Here is a 17,451-nt window from a genome sequence, read left to right as displayed (position 1 = left end):
GGATGGCTGAACGTGGGTTCTCACCACCCTGTCGGGAGTGGACGGCCTTCGGCGAACCCGGCCGCGGACTGGATGCCGACGATGGCCTTCTCGTGTAGCTCGTCGACCGTGCGTGCCCCGGCATACGTGCACGTGCTGCGCACGCCCGAACAGATGTGGTCGAGCAGGTCCTCCACACCGGGCCGGGCCGGATCCAGCAGCATCCGCGACGTCGAGATGCCCTCCTCGAAGAGTGCTTTGCGGGCCCGGTCGAACGCGCCGTCGTCGATGTTCCGGGCGGCGACCGCCCGTTTGGACGCCATCCCGAAGCTCTCCTTGTATCGGTTTCCGTCCCGATCGATCCGCAATTCGCCCGGTGATTCGTAGGTACCGGCGAACCACGAGCCCACCATGACATTCGAAGCGCCCGCTGCCAGTGCCAGCGCGACATCGCGCGGGTGCCGAATGCCACCGTCCGCCCACACGTGCCCGCCCAGTTCGCGGGCCGCTGCCGCGCACTCGGCGACCGCCGAGAACTGTGGCCGGCCCACCCCGGTCATCATCCGGGTGGTGCACATCGCGCCGGGCCCCACGCCGACCTTGACGATGTCCGCGCCGGCCTGGATGAGGTCGCGGGTGCCCTGCGCGGAGACGACGTTCCCGGCGACCAGGGGAATACCCAGTCCGAGTGCTGAAACAGCGCGCAGCGCGTCGATCATCCGTTTCTGATGCCCGTGGGCGGTGTCGAGCACGAGTAGGTCGGCTCCCGCGTCGGCGAGCGCTTTCGCCTTCGCGGCGACGTCCCCGTTGACTCCGACCGCAGCGGCGATCCGGAGTTTGCCGTGCGAGTCGACCGCGGGCGTGTAGATGCCGGCTCGGATCGCGCCGGTGCGGGTGAGCACGCCGGTGAGCCGACCCGTGTCGTCCACGATCACGGCCAACGGGTCGTGGCGGGATTCGAGCAGGGCGAAGACCTCACGCGGGGTAGCCGTGACCGGAGCGGTTGCGAAATCCGTGACCGCGACGGCGCGGACGCGGGTGAACCGGTCGACGTCGTTGAAGGAGGATTCCGTGACGACGCCGACGGGCTTGCCGTCAGCGGTGACGACGGCCGCGCGATGGGCCCGCTTGTGCAGCAGGGTCAGTGCGTCTGCGACCGCGGCGTCGGGGTCGAGGGTGATGGGGGTGTCCGCGACCAGATGTCGGCTCTTGACGAAGGCGACGGTTTCCGCGACCGCGTCCGCCGGTACGTCCTGCGGAATCACGACCAGGCCACCGCGGCGGGCGACAGTCTCGGCCATCCGCCTACCCGCCACCGCGGTCATGTTCGCGACGACGATGGGGATCGTGGTGCCAGACCCGTCGGACGTCGAGAGGTTGACGTCGAACCTGGACGCCACCTCGGTCCGGTTCGGGACGAGGAAGACATCGTCGTAGGTCAGGTCATATGGTGGGCGCTGCCCGTGAAGGAACTGCACGCCTCACGAGCTTAGTGGCGATGCGGCATTCGCGCCCGATGTCAGAGCTGCCTGATCTCGGGAGAGTCCGATCGTCGCCACCAGCATCACCACGGCGGACAGTGCGATCACAACGATTCCGGTGCCCGAGACCCGCAGGCGCTCGTCGAGCACCGCCATCCCCAGGAACACCGCGACCACCGGTTCACCGATCGTCATTGCGGGCAGCGACGCCGACAGCGGTCCCACCTGGAACGCGCGCTGCTGCAGGTAGACGCCCAGAACCCCGGCCGCTACCAGCGCCCACGACTGCCATGCCGAGACGACGGCAAGTGCGCCGTCGTCGAACAAATCAGTGACGTACTTGGTGAACGCGACCGCCACGCCGTACAAGCCTCCGCTCGCTCCGCCGAGAAGCAGTGCCCGCCACCCGGGTTCGACGCGGGGCGAGAGCCCCACCAGGGTCGCGGTGGCGATGACGACGACCACCGCGGCGAGCGGGACGGCCCATTCGCCCAGTGCCGCATCGGCGTTGCCCTCGGTGGGATTGCCGACGACGAGGAATACCCCGAGCGCGAGAGTGAGCCCGATCGCGAGGGTCCACGACCTACGCGTGAATCGGTACCCGGAGAAGCGCGCCGACAGCGGCAGCGCGAACAGCAGCATGCTCACCAGCAGCGGCTGGACGATCAGCACCGATCCAAGGGCGAGCGCGACCACCTGCATCAGGTAGCCGCCCCCGTCCCCGACCAGCCCGGCCCACCAGCGAGGGCTGCGCATCAGGGTCGCGATCAGCGACTGGTCCTCCGGCACCTGTGCGGCCGCGCTCTGCTGCGCGACCGAGGCACACGCGAACAGGAACGCGGCGGCGAGTGCACACAGGACGGAGGCGACCATCGGGCTCACGCACCCCCGCGGCGGCCGCGGCCGCGCGGTGCGGCGCCGGGACGGCCCCGACGCTGATCGCCGCGGCCGGGTTTCTGCGCCGCCTCGCGGCCCTTCTGGCCGCCGGCGCCGCGGGGCGGTAGCGCGGTGCCGCGCAGGGACACCCGCGTCGGCCGCTCGTCGGGTGTCGGCTCGGGTGCCGCCTTCTCCGGGACAGGCACACCGCTGGGTTTGCGCGCACCGGTGATCGCGGCCAGCCGAGCATCATTCGGGCGCACAGTGATCGGGGTGGACGCGACGCCGGCCGCGCGCATCACCTTCACCGACTGGGCCTGCTCGTCCTCGGCGACGAGCGTCACCACGGCGCCGGTCTCGCCGGCGCGTGCAGTGCGTCCGGCCCGGTGCAGATACGCCTTGGGCTCGGTCGGTGGATCGACGTGCACCACCAGGGAGATGTCGTCGACGTGGATGCCGCGTGCCGCCACGTCGGTGGCCACCAGCACCGGCCGGGTACCGTCAGCGAACTCGGCGAGCGTTCGGGTGCGGTGTCCCTGCGGCTTGTCGCCGTGTAGTGCGCCGGCGTCGACGCCGACCGCACGCAACTCCTGGTGCAGGCGGTCCACGCCGGACTTGGTGCGAGCGAACATCAGTGTGCGGCCCTCGCGGGACGCGATCCGCGCGACGATCTCGGGCTTGTCGGCGCGGTCGATGTACAGCACGTGGTGCGTCATCGTCTCGACCGCCGCCTCCACCGCCGCGGTCGCGTGCGTCACCGGGTCGGACAGATAGCGGCGAACCAGTTCACCGACCTCGCCGTCGAGCGTCGCCGAGAACAGCAGCCGCTGCGAGTGCGCGGGGGTGCGATCGAGGACCTCCGTCACCTGGGTGAGGAATCCGAATTCGGCCATGTGATCGGCCTCGTCGACCGCGGTGACGACGACGTCGTCGAGGGTGATCGTGCCCTGGGCGAGGTGATCGGCCAGCCGGCCGGGAGTCGCGACGACGAGGTCCGTGGTGCGTGAGAGCCGCGTCGCCTGTCCCTTGAAGGGCACCCCGCCGACCAGCAACGCAATCCTCAGTCCCAGCGCCAGCGCCGGTTCGTCGAGCGCCTTGTCGATCTGCGCAGCGAGTTCGCGGGTGGGGACGAGCACGATGCCACGCGGGCGGCCCGGTCGGCTCGCCGCACCGGTGAGGCGTACCAGCATCGGCAACCCGAAAGCAAGGGTCTTACCGGAGCCGGTGGGGCCGCGGCCGAGCACGTCCCGCCCGGCGAGAATGTCCGGGATGGTCGCCGCCTGGATCGGGAACGGCGCCGTGATACCCCCGCGTCCCAGCGCGTGGATGAGGGGAGTCGGCAGACCGAGCTGGGCGAAGGTGACGTCAGGGCTGGTGGGCATCGGTGTGGGCTGGCCTCCGTTACGCCGCGGTAGAGATCCGGGCGGGCGCCCCGGGCACGTACGGGGCTCCGCTCGTGAATCCACAGGCTACCGCGGGCGCGGGACCGTGCATCCCGCTGGACCGCCGTCACCCGCGGGTCCAGCCGCGCGGGGGGAGGGGACGGCTGCAGCTGCTGCAGCCGTCCCCTCCCACGTACTGAAGACGAGGCTCAGGCCTCGATCTCGGAGCGATCGCCGCTCCAGAGGGTGTGGAACTTGCCTGGCTTGTCGATGCGCTCGTAGGTGTGCGCGCCGAAGAAGTCGCGCTGGCCCTGGGTGAGGGCCGCCGGCAGGCGCTCGGCTCGCAGACCGTCGTAGTACGACAGCGACGACGCGAACGCTGGCACCGGAATTCCGAGCATGGTCGCGGTCGCTACGACCCGACGCCAGCTGTCGATGCCGGTCTCGATGGCCTCACGGAAGTACGGCGCCAGAATCAGGCTCTGCAGTTCCGGATCGGCGTCGAACGCATCCTTGATGCGGTTGAGGAACTGCGCACGAATGATGCAGCCACCGCGCCAGATGGTCGCCAGGTCGGCACGATTGACGTTCCAGCCGTACTCGGCGCTGCCAGCGGTGATCTGGTCGAAGCCCTGCGCGTACGCCACGATCTTCGACGCGTAGAGCGCAGCCTGGATGTCCTTGGCGAACTGCTCGACATCGGCGGGCTTGTCTCCGAGCGTGCCCGAAGCCAGCCCCTGCGCCTGTGCCGCCTTGCGCTGTGAGCGAGATCCCGACAGCGCGCGCGCGAACACGGCCTCGGCGATGCCGGTGACCGGCACACCCAGATCCAGCGCAGACTTGACCGTCCAGCGGCCGGTGCCCTTCTGCTCGGCCGCATCGACGATGACGTCGACCAACGGCATGCCGGTCTCGGCGTCCACCTGGCGGAGCACCTCGGCGGTGATCTCGATCAGGTAGGACTCCAGCGTGCCCTTGTTCCACTCGCTGAAGACATCGGCGACCTGGCCGGCGTCGTAGCCGAGCGCGTCCCGGAAGAGGTTGTACGCCTCGCCGATGAGCTGCATGTCGGCGTACTCGATGCCGTTGTGCACCATCTTCACGAAGTGGCCGCTGCCGTCGGGGCCGATGTGCGTGCAGCACGGGGTGCCGTCGACATGTGCGGAGATCGACTCGAGCAGTGGTCCGAGCGCCTCGTACGACTCCTTGGGGCCACCGGGCATGATGGACGGGCCGTTGAGTGCGCCCTCCTCGCCGCCGGAGATGCCGGCGCCCACGAAGTGCAGGCCGCGGGCGCGGATCGCGGCCTCGCGGCGAATCGTGTCGGTGTACAGCGAGTTGCCGCCGTCGATGATGATGTCACCGGGCTCCATCGCATCGGCGAGCTCCTCGATCACCGCGTCAGTGGCGTCGCCTGCCTTGACCATGATGAGGACGCGTCGCGGCTTCTGCAGCGCGCCGACGAATTCCGCGATGGTCTCGGTGCGGACGAAGTCGCCCTCGTCGCCGTGCGCGGCCAGAAGCGCATCCGTCTTCGCGACACTGCGGTTGTGCAGGGCCACGGTATGTCCGTGGCGGGCGAAGTTGCGGGCGATGTTGGATCCCATAACGGCGAGCCCGGTGACGCCGATCTGGGCGCGGGCAGCCTCGGTGCTGGCAGAGGTCTCGATGGTCATGGTTACAGCTTCCCTCGTGAACCCTCGCGGATGCGAACCGGCCCCGTTGATCAGGATGTGACAGGTGCCACACAGACGGCCCCGACTGCCCGTCGCGGGGCAGTCGGGGCCGTCTGCGGCTTCACGTCCGGTCGACTACACGACCGCGGCGCTACGCGTTGCGGTTGCGGTGCGGACCATCGAAGCCGTCGTAGCTGCGGCGCTCGGTGCGGCTACGGAATCCGCTGCCGGACTGCTGGCCGGACGGGGCGCCGTTGCCGCGGCGGTCGCCGAACGATCGGTTGTCGCGATCGTTGCGGTCGCCGAAGTCGCGACGCGGGCCACCGTCGCGGTTTCCGCCGTTGCCTCGGAAGCCACTGCTGTCGCCGTCGCGGCGGGGTGCGCGGTTGTCGCGGTCGCCGAAGTCGCGACGAGGTCCACGGTCGTCGCGGTTGCCGAACGAACGGTTGTCACCATCACGACGGGGACCGCGATCACCGACGCTCCGGTCGTTACGGAAGCCGCCGCGGGAGTCGCTACTGCGGGAGCCGCCGCTGTCTCGGTTGTTGTCACGGTTGCCGCGGAACCCGCCGCTGTCGCCGTCACGGCGGGGTGCGCGGTTGTCGCGATCGCCGAAGCTACGCTGACCGCTCGGACGGTCGCCCTGCGGTCGATCGACACGGCTGCTCGAGTTGCCGCGGAACCCGCCGCCGTCGCGGTTGTTGTCCCGGTTGCCACGGAAGCCGCCGCTGTCGCCATCGCGGCGGGGTGGGCGACTGTCCCGCCCGAAGTCCCGGCGCGGGCCGCGATCGTCACGGTTGCCGCCGTGCGAGCGGTTGTCGCGATCGCCGAAGCTACGCTGACCGCTCGGGCGGCCGTCACGAGAGCCGAAGTCCCGACGGGGTCCACGGTCGCCGAACGACCGCTCACGACGATCGCCGCCACGGCCGTCCCGCTCACTGCGGAAGTGGCTCTCGCGCACCGGCTCACCGCTGGGTGCCTGCGCGCCGGTGATGGCGGCCAACTGCTCCGAGCCCGGGGCGACGGGGACGGCCGTGGCGTTGACGCCAGCCATTCCGGTCAGGCGGCGGAACTGCCGACGCTGATTCGGTAGCACGATGGCCGCGACCACGCCGGCCTCACCGGCACGAGCCGTACGACCCGCACGGTGCAGGTAGTCCTTGTGATCGGCGGGCGGATCGACATGCACGACGAGGGAGATGCCGTCCACGTGGATACCGCGTGCGGCGACGTCGGTGGCGACCAGAACGGGGGTGCGTCCGGCCTTGAAACGCTCGAGGACTCTGGTGCGCTGATTCTGTGCCTTGCCGCCGTGCAGCGACTCGGCAGCGACACCCTGCTCGCGCAGGCGCTCGGTGATGCCCTCGGCGCCCAGCTTGGTGCGGGCGAACATGATCGTGCGTCCCTTGCGAGAAGCGATCTCGGCCAGGACCTCGTCCTTCTGGCCACGCTCGACCAGCAGGACGTAATGATCCATCGTGTCGACCGAGGCGCGGCCGTCCTGCGTCGAGTGCATCTCGTGCTGGGGCAGGAACTCCCGCACCAGGGTCTTCACGTCGTTATCGAGCGTCGCAGAGAACAGTAGGCGCTGGCTGTCGGCCGGGGTATCACCCAGCAGGGTGCGAACCTCGGGCAGAAAGCCCATGTCTGCCATCTGGTCCGCCTCGTCGAGCGCGGTCATCTCGACCTCGCCGAGCATGCAGGTGTTCTGCCGCAGGTGATCGCCGAGACGGCCGGGGGTGGCGACGAGGATGTCCACCCCGCGACGGAGTTGGTCCACCTGCTTGGTGAATGGGGTTCCGCCGACCGCAGCACGCACGCTCAGCCCCAGGGAGCCCGCGTACGGGGTGAGCGAATCGACGACCTGGAAGGCAAGCTCACGGGTGGGAACGAGGACGAGGGCGCGGGGCCGTTTCGGCGCCGGACGGTCCTCGTGGCGTGCGAGCCGTGCGAGCATCGGCAGACCGAATGCGAGGGTCTTGCCGGAACCGGTCTGGGCGCGGCCGAGGATGTTCTTCCCCGCGATGGCATCGGGGATTGCCATGGCCTGAATGGGTGACGGCACCGTGATGGAGTTCCGGGCGAGGGCAGCGACGACGGGCTCGGGGAGCCCGATCTCGGCGAAGGTCTGCTGCGCGGGCGCCGACTCGGTCTCGACGACGGAATCCACAGCAGGGTTCTCGACAGCAGGGTTCTCGACAATAGGTGCGTCGACGGGTGTTTCGATGGCTGGCTCATTTCGAGCAGCGGAATCTTGGGTAGCAGTAGTCACGCGGAATTACCTCTCCGGACGTCGGGCACGTCGCGGAGCGGGCTGTCACGCAGCCGCACGAAGAGACGAGCCAGGGCACATTTCACCTGGCCATCCGTGCGCTCTGCGCAGGGGAGATGGGGCTGTGTGCCACACATTGATTGATCGAGCCGCGATGGCGGCCGCATTCGAGTGTACGCGATCGCGATCTGTTGCGAGGATTCGGCCAGGTGCTGTGACCTGCGTAACTACCCGTCGGGTGAAGTGCGCAGTCGGGGGCCGGTCAGGGCTGCGCGGGTGAGAAAAACCGGCTCAGCTCGACCAGCCATGGCACCGCGACGGCGATTGTCGGAACGACGAGGATCGCGGCCGCGGCCAGATAGGCGGCCGCCGCAACGCGCATATCGCCACGAACGTCGCGCAGCCGTTGGACACGGACCAGGGTGCTCGGCCCGCCAGCCGCCATCGCACCACGCGGCGCGGTGGAACCGGCGCAGGTCACCAGGGCACGGGCCAGTGGACCAGGCCCGGTGACCTTGACCGCGGAGTCGTCCGCGAGCAGTTCGACCAGTAGCTGCACGGAGCCGAGAGCCGATTTCGAGCGGACCACCCGCGGAAACGCCTCGTGGACCGCGGTGAACGCCTCTAGTACGAGATCGTGCCTGGCCCGCAGGTGGGAACGTTCGTGGGTGAGGATCGCGGTGACCTCGGCATCGTTGAGCGACGCGAGTGTGCCTTCGCTGAGTACGACGCGCTGGCGCAGACCCGGTAGGCAGTAGGCAATGGGTTCGGCCGCGTCGAGTACACGCACTCCAGACGCACGCCCGAGTGCAGACGAGATGTCGCCACGGTCGAGGAGGTCGACCAGCATCCGGTGCCGCGCCCGGCGGCGGCGTGTGTACACCGCGACCCGGATCACCGAAAAGATGAGCTTCGCGCCGATCAGCAGGGTGATGCCGAAGATGACGACGTACAGGGTCCACAGCGGCAGCCCCAGAGCGTCGATCTCGGCAGTCGGCTCGGTGGTCGGCCGGCCGTCAGGTCCGGGAACGAGGAGCTGGCTCGCGATCGCCAGCCCGGAACTGAATGCCGACAACACTGCGGCGAGCCCGATGGCCTGCCACAGCACCAGGGCGGCGCGGGGCGCACGGAACGGCCACTCGGCGCGGCTGAGCAGTGCCGGCACCGGACCCGTCAGGGCCAATGCCAACACGCCGAAGGCCAGCGCCGTGGTGGTGTTCATCGCAGACAGGTCATGATGCGGGGCGGGCTCTCAACTCGCCCGAACGCGAATCCGTCGAACCTGCGGAGTGCATCGAGGTATCGGCCTCGGACGCCTCGAGTGCGGCGAGTGCCTCTCGGAGAGCAGCGGCCTCGTCGGCGCCGACCTGTCCCACGAAGTGCACGAGCGCGGCGGCGCGGCTGCCGGACGCGTCGGCCTGCTGCAGGGCGTCGACCATGAGACTCGCGACGAGCTCTTCGCGCCCGTGCACGGGCAGGTACCGGTGCGCACGATCGTCACGCTGCTGGATCACGAGGTGCTTCTTCGCCAGGCGCTGGAGCACAGTCATCACTGTCGTATACGCGAGTTCACGCTGCGCCGCGAGTGCTTCGTGCACCTGCCGCACGGTTTGAGGTTCCGGCATGGACCACAGATGTTCCATCACCGCACGTTCGAGCTCGCCGAGTCCAGCCATGCTCTGATTCTACGGATAGACCGGTCCCCATGGTTACTACTAGCGGTAGTAACCGGCCGGAACCAGTGTGGTATTGGTCGCATCCCTGTTCGGGACTGTATACCGGTGAGGAGATGCGGCGCGGGGGAGGCACCTTGGAGATTGCGGAGGTCTGGTATTGGGGTGGCTCGATCGAATGTCGTTGGTGTCCGGGCCGTTGCCGTACATCGTTGCGGTGTGCGGCGTCATCGGCGCGATCTGGCTCGTAGCCAGTCGCCGACGCTGGTTCGTCCGGCGCGTGCTGCCCGGGTGTCTTCTCGCCGCCGTCGGGCTGACCGTGGCGTTGTACGTCGTCGTCGAGAAAGTGTGGCGGCCGTTCCCTGATCCGGTCGAGACGTCCATCTACGTGTGGATCGGCATCGGGTTGTGCGCTGTGGCACTGATGATTCCGCGGATCTTCGCGGGACGGCCGTGGACCGCGCCGGTATCGGTGCTCGCTACTGCAGCGGTCGTGCTCACCGCGGCGGTGCAGATCAACCTGGTGTTCTATGCCTACCCCACGGTCGGGAACGTTCTGGGGTCGTCCGATCCCGACCGCATCGACTTCGCACAGGTGCCGTCGTCTGCCGGGCCGGTAGTGACGGGACGCCCACTCGAGGACATCTGGGCGCAGCAGGCGCCATCGGACATGCCTGATGGGGGACGGATCGCGACCGTACCGATTCCCGGTACCAAGTCCGGATTCGCGGCCCGGGACGCGGTGATCTATCTCCCGCCTGCCTACTTCGTGAGCCCACGTCCGCTGCTGCCGGTACTGGTGCTGCTGGCCGGGCAGCCCGGCTCGCCGGAGGACTGGCTCGGCGGCGGCAAGCTTGCGACGACGATGGACGCGTTCGCGCGCGAACACCACGGGCTCGCACCGGTGGTCGTCGTCGCGGACGGCACAGGGTCTCAGTTCGCCAACCCGCTGTGTATGGATTCGCGGCTCGGCAATGCCGCGACCTATCTTGCCGTCGACGTGCCCACGTGGACGAAGTCGAACCTGCAGGTCGATCCGGACCCCCGCGCGTGGGCGGTGGCCGGGCTGTCCTACGGCGGCACGTGCGCACTGCAGCTGGCCACCAACTTCCCGGAGGTGTATCCGACCTTTCTGGACCTGTCCGGGCAGCAGGAGCCGACTCTCGGCGACCGCGAGCGGACCATCGGCGATGCGTTCGGCGGCGACGAGGCCGCTTTCGTGGCGGTCAACCCGATGGATCTGATGACGACCCGACGCTATCCGGACACGGCGGGGATCATCGTCGTGGGCGCGAGCGACGATGCGTACCGCGGCGGGGCTCAGCGGGTGTTCGAGGCGGCGAAGAACTCCGGCATGGACGTGCAGTACGTGGAGCTGCCGGGCAGACACAGCTTCAAAGTCTGGTCCACTGGCCTGCGTGAGGAACTCGATTGGATGGCGAAGCGCATGGGGTTGATCTCGTGAACACCTTGCGGCGCTACGGCCGTCGAGTGCTCGAACTGCTGCGATACGGCGCGGCCGGGGCGCCTGTCAGCATCACGCTACTAGCGGCGCTGTGGGTGCTCGGGTTCGCGACCGATTCGGTCCTTCGCGGCCCCTCTCAGTTCGTCGACCGGCATCTGGCTCTCGGCATCGGCCCGCTCGAACACTGGCGGCTGTGGACGCCGTTGACCGCTGGCCTGTGGGCGCCTGGTCTGGTGGGCTACCTCGGTGTCACGCTGCTGATCTTTCTGGTGGCGGCGCCGCTCGAGCGCCGTATGGGTTCGGGCCGCTTCGCATTCGCCGCGGTCGCCACCCAGGTGGGTGGTGCCATGCTCGGACTCGCGGTTGCGACGATCGTCAAGCTGCTCGACTCGGACTGGGGATTCCGTCTCCACGTCGGCACCGCGGTCGGCCCCACTACCTGGATCCTGGGTGTCGCGATGGTCGCCAGCTCCTCGATGGGCACGCTGTGGCGCAGACGGATCCGCGTCGGGTCGCTGGCCCTGACGATCACCCTCGTCCTCTTCGCCGGGCAGCTGCAGGACGTGATCCGGTTCGGCGCGGTCGTTGTCGGATTGCTCGCCGGTCCGTGGATCGTCGGGCGGTCGGCGCGCGGTTCCCGCATCACGGGAACCCGGAGGGAGGGCCGTGTGCTGGTCGCGATCGTCGTAGCGGCGAGTTCGATCGGCACGATGCTCGCCGCATTGTCTCCGCACGCCGTCGGCCCGCTCGCGGTGCTTCGGGACCTGTTCCGGGGCGTGCCCTGGACGGCGGCTGAGGTTCGGGAGATCTGCGAGGCGACGCCGACCGACCCCGACTGCCGGCGCGGCATGCTCGATCTTCGACTGTCCGGCATCGGGCCGACGTTGCTGAGTCTGATGCCGTCGGTCTTCCTGCTCGTGTTGTGCGATGGACTACGGCGCGGACGCCGGTTCGCGTGGATCGCGGCCACCGTGGCGCAGGCGGTGCTGCTGGCGCTGTCGCTGCTGAACTTCGTAGTCCGCTACGTCGACGTCTCCGGCGAGGACACCCTGTTCTACGGGCTCGAGTCGCCGAATCTATACCGCACGATCGCCCCGTTCCTCACCCCGCTGGCGCTGCTGATCCTGCTGTTGGCGACGCGCCGGTTGTTCGACGTCGTCGCGCCGCCGCGGACGTATCGGCGCCTGGGCGGCAACCTCGCGCTGCTCGTGGCGGGCCTCGGCCTCCTGTACGTCCTCGGCGGACTGTGGGCGCGCAACGGTTTCGATCGCCGGGCCACGTTCTCGCTGTTGGTCGCTGATTTCCCGGAACGTCTGGTCCCGCCGGTGTACCTGCAAATGCTCGATCCTCGGCTGCTGCCTGACGACTGGGCTTCGACCCTGCTCTACGAATGGACCGGAGTCGTCTTCTGGGTGACTACCTGTGCACTTGTTGCAGCGACGTTCCTGCGCCCGGCGCACGGATCCGTCGTCGGCGCTGCAGACCGGGCGCGCGAGATCCTGAGGTCGGGGTCGGGCAGTGCGCTCTCGTGGATGACAACCTGGCGCGGCAACTCGTACTGGTTCGGCGACGGCGGCGACAGCTACGTCGCCTTCCGAGTGAGCTCCGGTGTCGCACTGACCACGGGCGGACCGGTGGGCCGTCCGGACCGGGTCCGGGACGATGTCATCGGGTTCGCCGAGTACGCATCCGCGAACGGCTGGGTCCCCTGCTTCTACTCCGTAACCGGCGATGTCAAGGCCGTCTCCGACGAGCTCGGCTGGGTGGGAGTCCAGGTCGCGGAGGAGACGCTGCTCGATCTGGGCAAGATCGCATTCACCGGCAAGAAATTCCAGGATGTGCGCACAGCGCTGAACCGCGCCGCGAAGTCCGGCATCACCGCCGAGTGGATCAGCTTCCACACTGCCCCGCTCGCGCTCACAGACCAGATCTCCGCGATCTCCGAGGAATGGGTCGCCGACAAGGGCATGCCCGAGATGGGATTCACCCTCGGCGGGCTGCAGGAGATGGACGATCCGGAAGTTCGCTGTCTGATCGCGGTCGACGAGGACCGGACAGTGCACGGGGTGACGTCGTGGCTGCCGGTGTACCGCAACGGGCATGTGGTGGGCTGGACGCTCGACTTCATGCGTCGGCGCGCGGACGGCTTCCGGCCCGCGATGGAGTTCCTCATCGCCTCCGCCGCAGTCCTGTTGGAAGGTGAGGGTGCCGAGTTCCTGAGTTTGTCGGGTGCGCCGTTGGCCACTGTCGGCGGCGCCGGCGACCCGGAGCAGTCCGGCGGCGATGCACGCGTGGGGTTGTCCGAAGCGATGGAATCGGTACTCGAGGCGCTAGGCCAGACTCTCGAACCGGTGTACGGCTTCCGGTCACTGTTGGCGTTCAAGTCGAAGTTCCAGCCGCGCTACGAGCCGATGTACATGTGCTTCGCAGACCCCGTGGCACTGCCGAGTATCGGCAACGCAATCGGCCGGTCGTACCTGCCGGAAGTCTCGCTCGGGCAGGGGATGCGCCTGGTCCGGACGTTGATTCGGCGGTGAGCCCGGCGCAGCGATTACTTCCGCCGCCCTCGTTTCCGGCGGTTAGGAGTCGGCCGGGCGCCCGGTTCCGGACCGGCGGCCGGGCGTCGATGCGCGATCTCCTGCAGTTTCATGGCTTCTTCCCGGTCGATTCGGGCGAGAACCAGATGTTGTTGGCCGTAGGTCCATACGTTGTTGCTCACCCAGTACAACAGGATCGCGATCATCAGGAACGGTCCTCCGACGAGGACACCGAGTGGGAAGATCCACAGCATCAGTTTGTTCATGATTGCCGCCTGCGGATTGGCCGCGGCTTCCGGACTCTGCCTTCTCACCGATGCCCGGGCATTGAAGTGTGTGGCAAGGCTCGCAAGCACCATCAGCGGGAGAGCCACAGCGGCAATCGTGGCCAGTGTCGGGACTCCGCCGTACTGTGCGAAGGATGCCAGAGTGGCTTCTGGGCTGCTGATCGCGGCGGAAATCGGTGCACCGAACAGCCGGGCGCTGAGGAACGACTGCACATCGGTAGCGCTGAAGACATAGTTCGGAGTGCTTGCATTTGCTGTGGGCGTCATCCCTGGCTGGCCCAGCCCGGTTCCGGTGCGGTTGAACGAGCGGAGCACATGGTAGAGGCCGAGGAACACCGGAGCCTGTACCAGCGCAGGTAGACACCCCATCAACGGATTGAACCCGTGCTCCTTCTGCAGCTTCTGCATCTCTGTAGCCTGGCGTTGCCGGTCGCCGTCGTGCTTCTTCTGCAGGGCCTTGATCTGCGGTTGCAGCTCCTTCATCTGGCGGGTTGTGCGAACCTGTCTGATCGCGGGTTTGAGCAGCAGAACGCGCAGGGTGAAGACCAGGAACACGACCGCGAGCGCCCAGGCGAATCCGTTGTCCGGTCCCAAGACTGCGCCGAATAGCTTGTGCCAGAACCACAGGATCGCGGACACGGGGTAGTAGACGAAGTCGAGCATGGTGAGCACCTCTTTGCTGCACGACGCAACGTCACACGGCATCGTGCGAGTCGGAATACACGCCGGAGTCCGCTGTGGACGATCACGGCGTGGAAAGTGGACGGCCGATTGAGGTGGCCTACACAGCGTCAGGAACGCTGTGCGGCCGCCAGGGCCTGCCCGGGTGCTCGGGGCCGACGTGGGCGGCCGGGGGTGTCCGGCGCGCTCTGCCTGCGGAACGCGCCACGCAGGCGCTGCTCTTCCTCGGGTGGACCAGACGCCGGCTCGGTCCGTGGGTGCAGTTGGGACAACGAACTCTGCCCGGCAACGGCAAGCAGGAGAACGATCGCAACCGTGGCGCCGACGACTGCAGCCGGCCCATCGATCGCGGTTGTCGTGGCAATCACCAACGCCAGCACGGTCACCCACGTGAACTGAACGATGTTCAGTCCCCGTGTGAGTACAGACCAGATCCGTGCCATGCGCCACAGCGTACCGAGAAATCTGATTCACACGCTTGCCGTGCACACACGGCGATTCGGTGTCAGGGGGTGTCGGCGATGGGCGAGGGCATGCTGCCGAGGGTCCCGGGGGATCGTCCGTCACCGTCGTGGGCCAGCGCGCTGGGCGTGCGGCGCCCGACTATCGCAGGAGCCTCGCGGATGAGCGTGTCGTCGGTCAGTGCCTCCACCATGAACAGCGCGAAATCCACGCGCCGCGTCAGGTTGCTCGCGAGGACCGGGTCGCCGACGTGGCGGCTCCATACCGGCAGGCCTTGGCTCTCGCCCTCCTCGAGGTCGCTGCCACGGACGACGGTCCACCGGCGATCGCTGGCGAAGATCCGTCGGCATGCCTCCACCTGATCGTCGATCTCCACGGCGCGCACGAGGCGAGCCAGCCAGGTGACGATCCGGACGGACGCCTTGAATCTCCTGGAGTACTGGTCCTTGCCGTCGCGCGAGATGTGCCAACCGCACGAGAAGACCAGGCGCGCATTCGGTTCGGCATAGTCGAGCACTGCCTGCGCCGTGCCCGACGAGTATTGCTGCACACCCCAGGGCGCCAGTACGGTCAGCACGCCGTCGCATCCCGCGACTGCCTTTCGAATCACCTCGCGGTCGTTCGTGGGTCCGGGAACGATGGTGATCCGGTCCGCGAACGCCGCGAGCTTCGGGACGCTGCGTTCGCGGCATACGCCGACCACCTCGTAGCCGCGGTCCAATGCATGTCCAACCATGTAGGTCCCGAGTTTCCCCGAGGCGCCGACGATGCAGATCTTCCGGATCCGGTTCGTGTTCATGTCCCCACTCCTGCCACTCGCGTCTGGGTTCGAACTTACGGTGTAAGTCACGGTAGGCTTACGTTGTAAGTCCGTCAACCGGGAATCAGGAGGCAGAACCGATGAGCGAGCGCGGCACCGGACAGCGTGCGAGGCCCAAGCGAGCGCCGCTCAGCCGGGAGCGGGTGGTGGCCGCCGCAATGGCGCTCGCCGACGAGAAGGGTGAAGCCGGAATCACATTGCGAGCGATCGCCGCCCGGCTGGGCGTCGAGGCGATGTCGCTGTACAACCACGTCGCCGGCAGGGAGGACATCCTCGACGGGATGGTCGACGCGGTGTTCGGTGAGATCGAGCTTCCGGCGTCGGCCACCGATTGGAAGGTGGCGATGCGCGAGCGTGCAGCCTCGACACATGCGGTCCTTCAACGCCATCGCTGGGCAGTCGGCCTGATGGACTCCCGCAGCCAGCCCGGCCCGGCGACCTTGCGTCACCACGACGCCGTGCTGGGCATCCTGCGGGCGGGAGGCTTCTCCGTCGCGATGGCTGCGCACGCGTTCTCGGTAATCGACAGCTACCTCTACGGGTTCGTCCTGCAGGAACTGAGCCTGCCGTTCTCGAGCCCGTCCGAAGTCGACGAGATCGCGGGAGGCATCCTGCGGGATCTGCCGACCGACGCCTACCCACACCTCATCGAGCTCATCACCGAGCACGCCCTTCGGCCGGATTACAACTACGGTGACGACTTCGAGTTCGGGCTCGGACTGATCCTCGAAGCCCTCCGCCCCGACGAGGCGCGGGTCGAGTCTCTCGAGGAGTACGAGCGGGGAGGTGGGTGCAGGCCCTAGCTCGCGCCGACGGTTGTCACTACTGCGGCTCAACTGCAGCATCCCGGCCTGCATACCGCAGTCGGGAGATCAGCCGGTCGGGTTCGTCGACGTACACGCTGATAGAGGTGACATCCGCAGTCTTGCGGCGGCTGGGTGACAATGCCGGCATCCGGACCGTCACTGGTCTCCCGAGCACCATATCGACCGTGGTTCCGTCGGCATTGGGGAGGAACAGGCGCCCGGCCACAATCGCTGGCGTGGTTTCGGCGAACCGGCGGCGCAGCGTCACGCGCTCGATGTTTGCCAGCGCAACTGCGACGACAACGGCGCCGGAGTGGCGCAGGACCAGCCGTTCGCTCGTCGCGTAGTGCGGATGTGTGCGGTGGATCGCAAAGTAGCCGAACAACATCACCAACGACCACACCGACAACACGGCCAGGACTGCCTGTACCCACTGCCAGGGAATCAGCAGGTGAAGCACCACGACCTCTATTCCGGTTGCGAGCGCAAACGCCGTCGGAACCACGAGAGTTCCTGCGTGCGATGAGAAGACGACAGCGTCGGACTCGGGTACCGAGTTGCGCCCGCGGATCCACATCCACAACGCCACGTACGACCGGATCTCCGTTTTGACCATGGGCCCGAACGGGGAATCAGCCAGCGTCTCCGTCACCACCTGCCGCATCCCGGCACCGGCGCGCCGCTTCGCCACGATCGCACCGACTACCGCCAATGCCGCGATACACAGCAAGGGGGCCTCGACGGCCACCAGCAGTGCAAGTGCCTGCCGTCGGGTGACCACGCCGGAGAAGAACAACGCTCCATTGACGAGCAGGACGATCACCGACAGCCACTGCGTCACGTGCTGGAATCGTCGGGCAGCACGCGGTGTCATCACCTGTTCGACCACGATCTCGTCGACCTCCGGGTGACCGTCGAACCAATCTTCATGGCACCGAGTGTCAACTATGACCTCGCGTCAAGGTCAAGCACACGCAGTCCGGCTGTCCGGCTCTCAGATCGGGCAGTTCCGACCAAAGTGGTGCGCGTCGAATACGCCGATGGTGGATTCGCG

Annotated in this window: 14 protein-coding genes; 3 read left to right on the top strand and 11 right to left on the bottom strand. The window is 67.9% G+C overall.

The features are described 5' to 3' along the window. Nucleotides 1-20: 20 nt before the first annotated feature. The 7 genes from ERC79_RS00680 to ERC79_RS00650 all read right to left on the bottom strand — a co-directional run bounded on the left by ERC79_RS00680 (nt 21) and on the right by ERC79_RS00650 (nt 9,342). A complete protein-coding gene (locus ERC79_RS00680; protein ID WP_131574866.1) occupies nt 21-1,457 on the bottom strand; it encodes a GuaB1 family IMP dehydrogenase-related protein in 1,437 nt (478 codons plus the stop codon). A 3-nt stretch (nt 1,458-1,460) separates the two neighbouring features. Then, the gene (locus tag ERC79_RS00675; protein WP_131574864.1) at nt 1,461-2,342 is read right to left on the bottom strand and encodes a DMT family transporter; all 882 of its coding nucleotides are present in this window, start codon (nt 2,340-2,342) and stop codon (nt 1,461-1,463) included. Beyond that, on the bottom strand, nt 2,339-3,718 hold the full coding sequence (locus ERC79_RS00670; protein ID WP_131574862.1) for a DEAD/DEAH box helicase: 1,380 nt from the start codon (nt 3,716-3,718) through the stop codon (nt 2,339-2,341). The genes ERC79_RS00675 and ERC79_RS00670 overlap by 4 nt, the downstream gene beginning before the upstream one ends. A 209-nt stretch (nt 3,719-3,927) precedes the next feature. Next, a complete protein-coding gene (gndA, locus tag ERC79_RS00665; RefSeq protein WP_131574860.1) occupies nt 3,928-5,394 on the bottom strand; it encodes an NADP-dependent phosphogluconate dehydrogenase in 1,467 nt (488 codons plus the stop codon). A 151-nt stretch (nt 5,395-5,545) separates the two neighbouring features. Continuing rightward, the gene (locus tag ERC79_RS00660) at nt 5,546-7,564 is read right to left on the bottom strand and encodes a DEAD/DEAH box helicase (protein ID WP_131580622.1); all 2,019 of its coding nucleotides are present in this window, start codon (nt 7,562-7,564) and stop codon (nt 5,546-5,548) included. A gap of 364 nt (nt 7,565-7,928) precedes the next feature. After that, entirely contained in the window at nt 7,929-8,888 is a 960-nt protein-coding gene (locus ERC79_RS00655) for a M56 family metallopeptidase (protein WP_131574858.1), read from the bottom strand. 10 nt (nt 8,889-8,898) lie between these two features. After that, nucleotides 8,899-9,342 (bottom strand): BlaI/MecI/CopY family transcriptional regulator, encoded by a 444-nt coding sequence (locus ERC79_RS00650; RefSeq protein WP_131574856.1) that lies wholly within the window; start codon nt 9,340-9,342, stop codon nt 8,899-8,901. 157 nt (nt 9,343-9,499) lie between these two features. Here ERC79_RS00650 and ERC79_RS00645 point away from each other — a divergent pair, with 157 nt between their 5' ends. Together ERC79_RS00645 and ERC79_RS00640 are read left to right on the top strand one after the other, a co-directional pair. Beyond that, the gene (locus ERC79_RS00645) at nt 9,500-10,804 is read left to right on the top strand and encodes an alpha/beta hydrolase-fold protein (RefSeq protein ID WP_207390401.1); all 1,305 of its coding nucleotides are present in this window, start codon (nt 9,500-9,502) and stop codon (nt 10,802-10,804) included. After that, entirely contained in the window at nt 10,801-13,341 is a 2,541-nt protein-coding gene (locus ERC79_RS00640; protein ID WP_131574853.1) for a DUF2156 domain-containing protein, read from the top strand. The genes ERC79_RS00645 and ERC79_RS00640 overlap by 4 nt, the downstream gene beginning before the upstream one ends. 14 nt (nt 13,342-13,355) lie before the next feature. Here ERC79_RS00640 and yidC read toward each other — a convergent pair whose 3' ends face one another. From yidC to ERC79_RS00625, 3 genes are all read right to left on the bottom strand, one after another. After that, on the bottom strand, nt 13,356-14,291 hold the full coding sequence (gene yidC / locus ERC79_RS00635; protein WP_131580621.1) for a membrane protein insertase YidC: 936 nt from the start codon (nt 14,289-14,291) through the stop codon (nt 13,356-13,358). 128 nt (nt 14,292-14,419) lie between these two features. Further along, entirely contained in the window at nt 14,420-14,752 is a 333-nt protein-coding gene (locus tag ERC79_RS00630) for a DUF6412 domain-containing protein (RefSeq protein ID WP_131574851.1), read from the bottom strand. Nucleotides 14,753-14,814: 62 nt separating this feature from the next. Then, nucleotides 14,815-15,570: an NAD(P)H-binding protein gene (locus ERC79_RS00625; RefSeq protein ID WP_131574849.1), complete on the bottom strand. Its 756-nt coding sequence runs from the start codon at nt 15,568-15,570 to the stop codon at nt 14,815-14,817. A gap of 101 nt (nt 15,571-15,671) precedes the next feature. On the opposite strand from ERC79_RS00625, the gene ERC79_RS00620 reads away from it, so the two are divergent. After that, entirely contained in the window at nt 15,672-16,394 is a 723-nt protein-coding gene (locus tag ERC79_RS00620; protein ID WP_207390400.1) for a TetR/AcrR family transcriptional regulator, read from the top strand. Between the two features lie 19 nt (nt 16,395-16,413). On the opposite strand, the gene ERC79_RS00615 is transcribed toward ERC79_RS00620, so the two are convergent. Then, a complete protein-coding gene (locus ERC79_RS00615) occupies nt 16,414-17,238 on the bottom strand; it encodes a hypothetical protein (protein WP_131574847.1) in 825 nt (274 codons plus the stop codon). Nucleotides 17,239-17,451 lie beyond the last annotated feature (213 nt).

Source organism: Rhodococcus sp. ABRD24 (assembly GCF_004328705.1).
Lineage (GTDB): Bacteria > Actinomycetota > Actinomycetes > Mycobacteriales > Mycobacteriaceae > Prescottella.
This window is presented reverse-complemented; position numbering and strand designations above follow the sequence as displayed.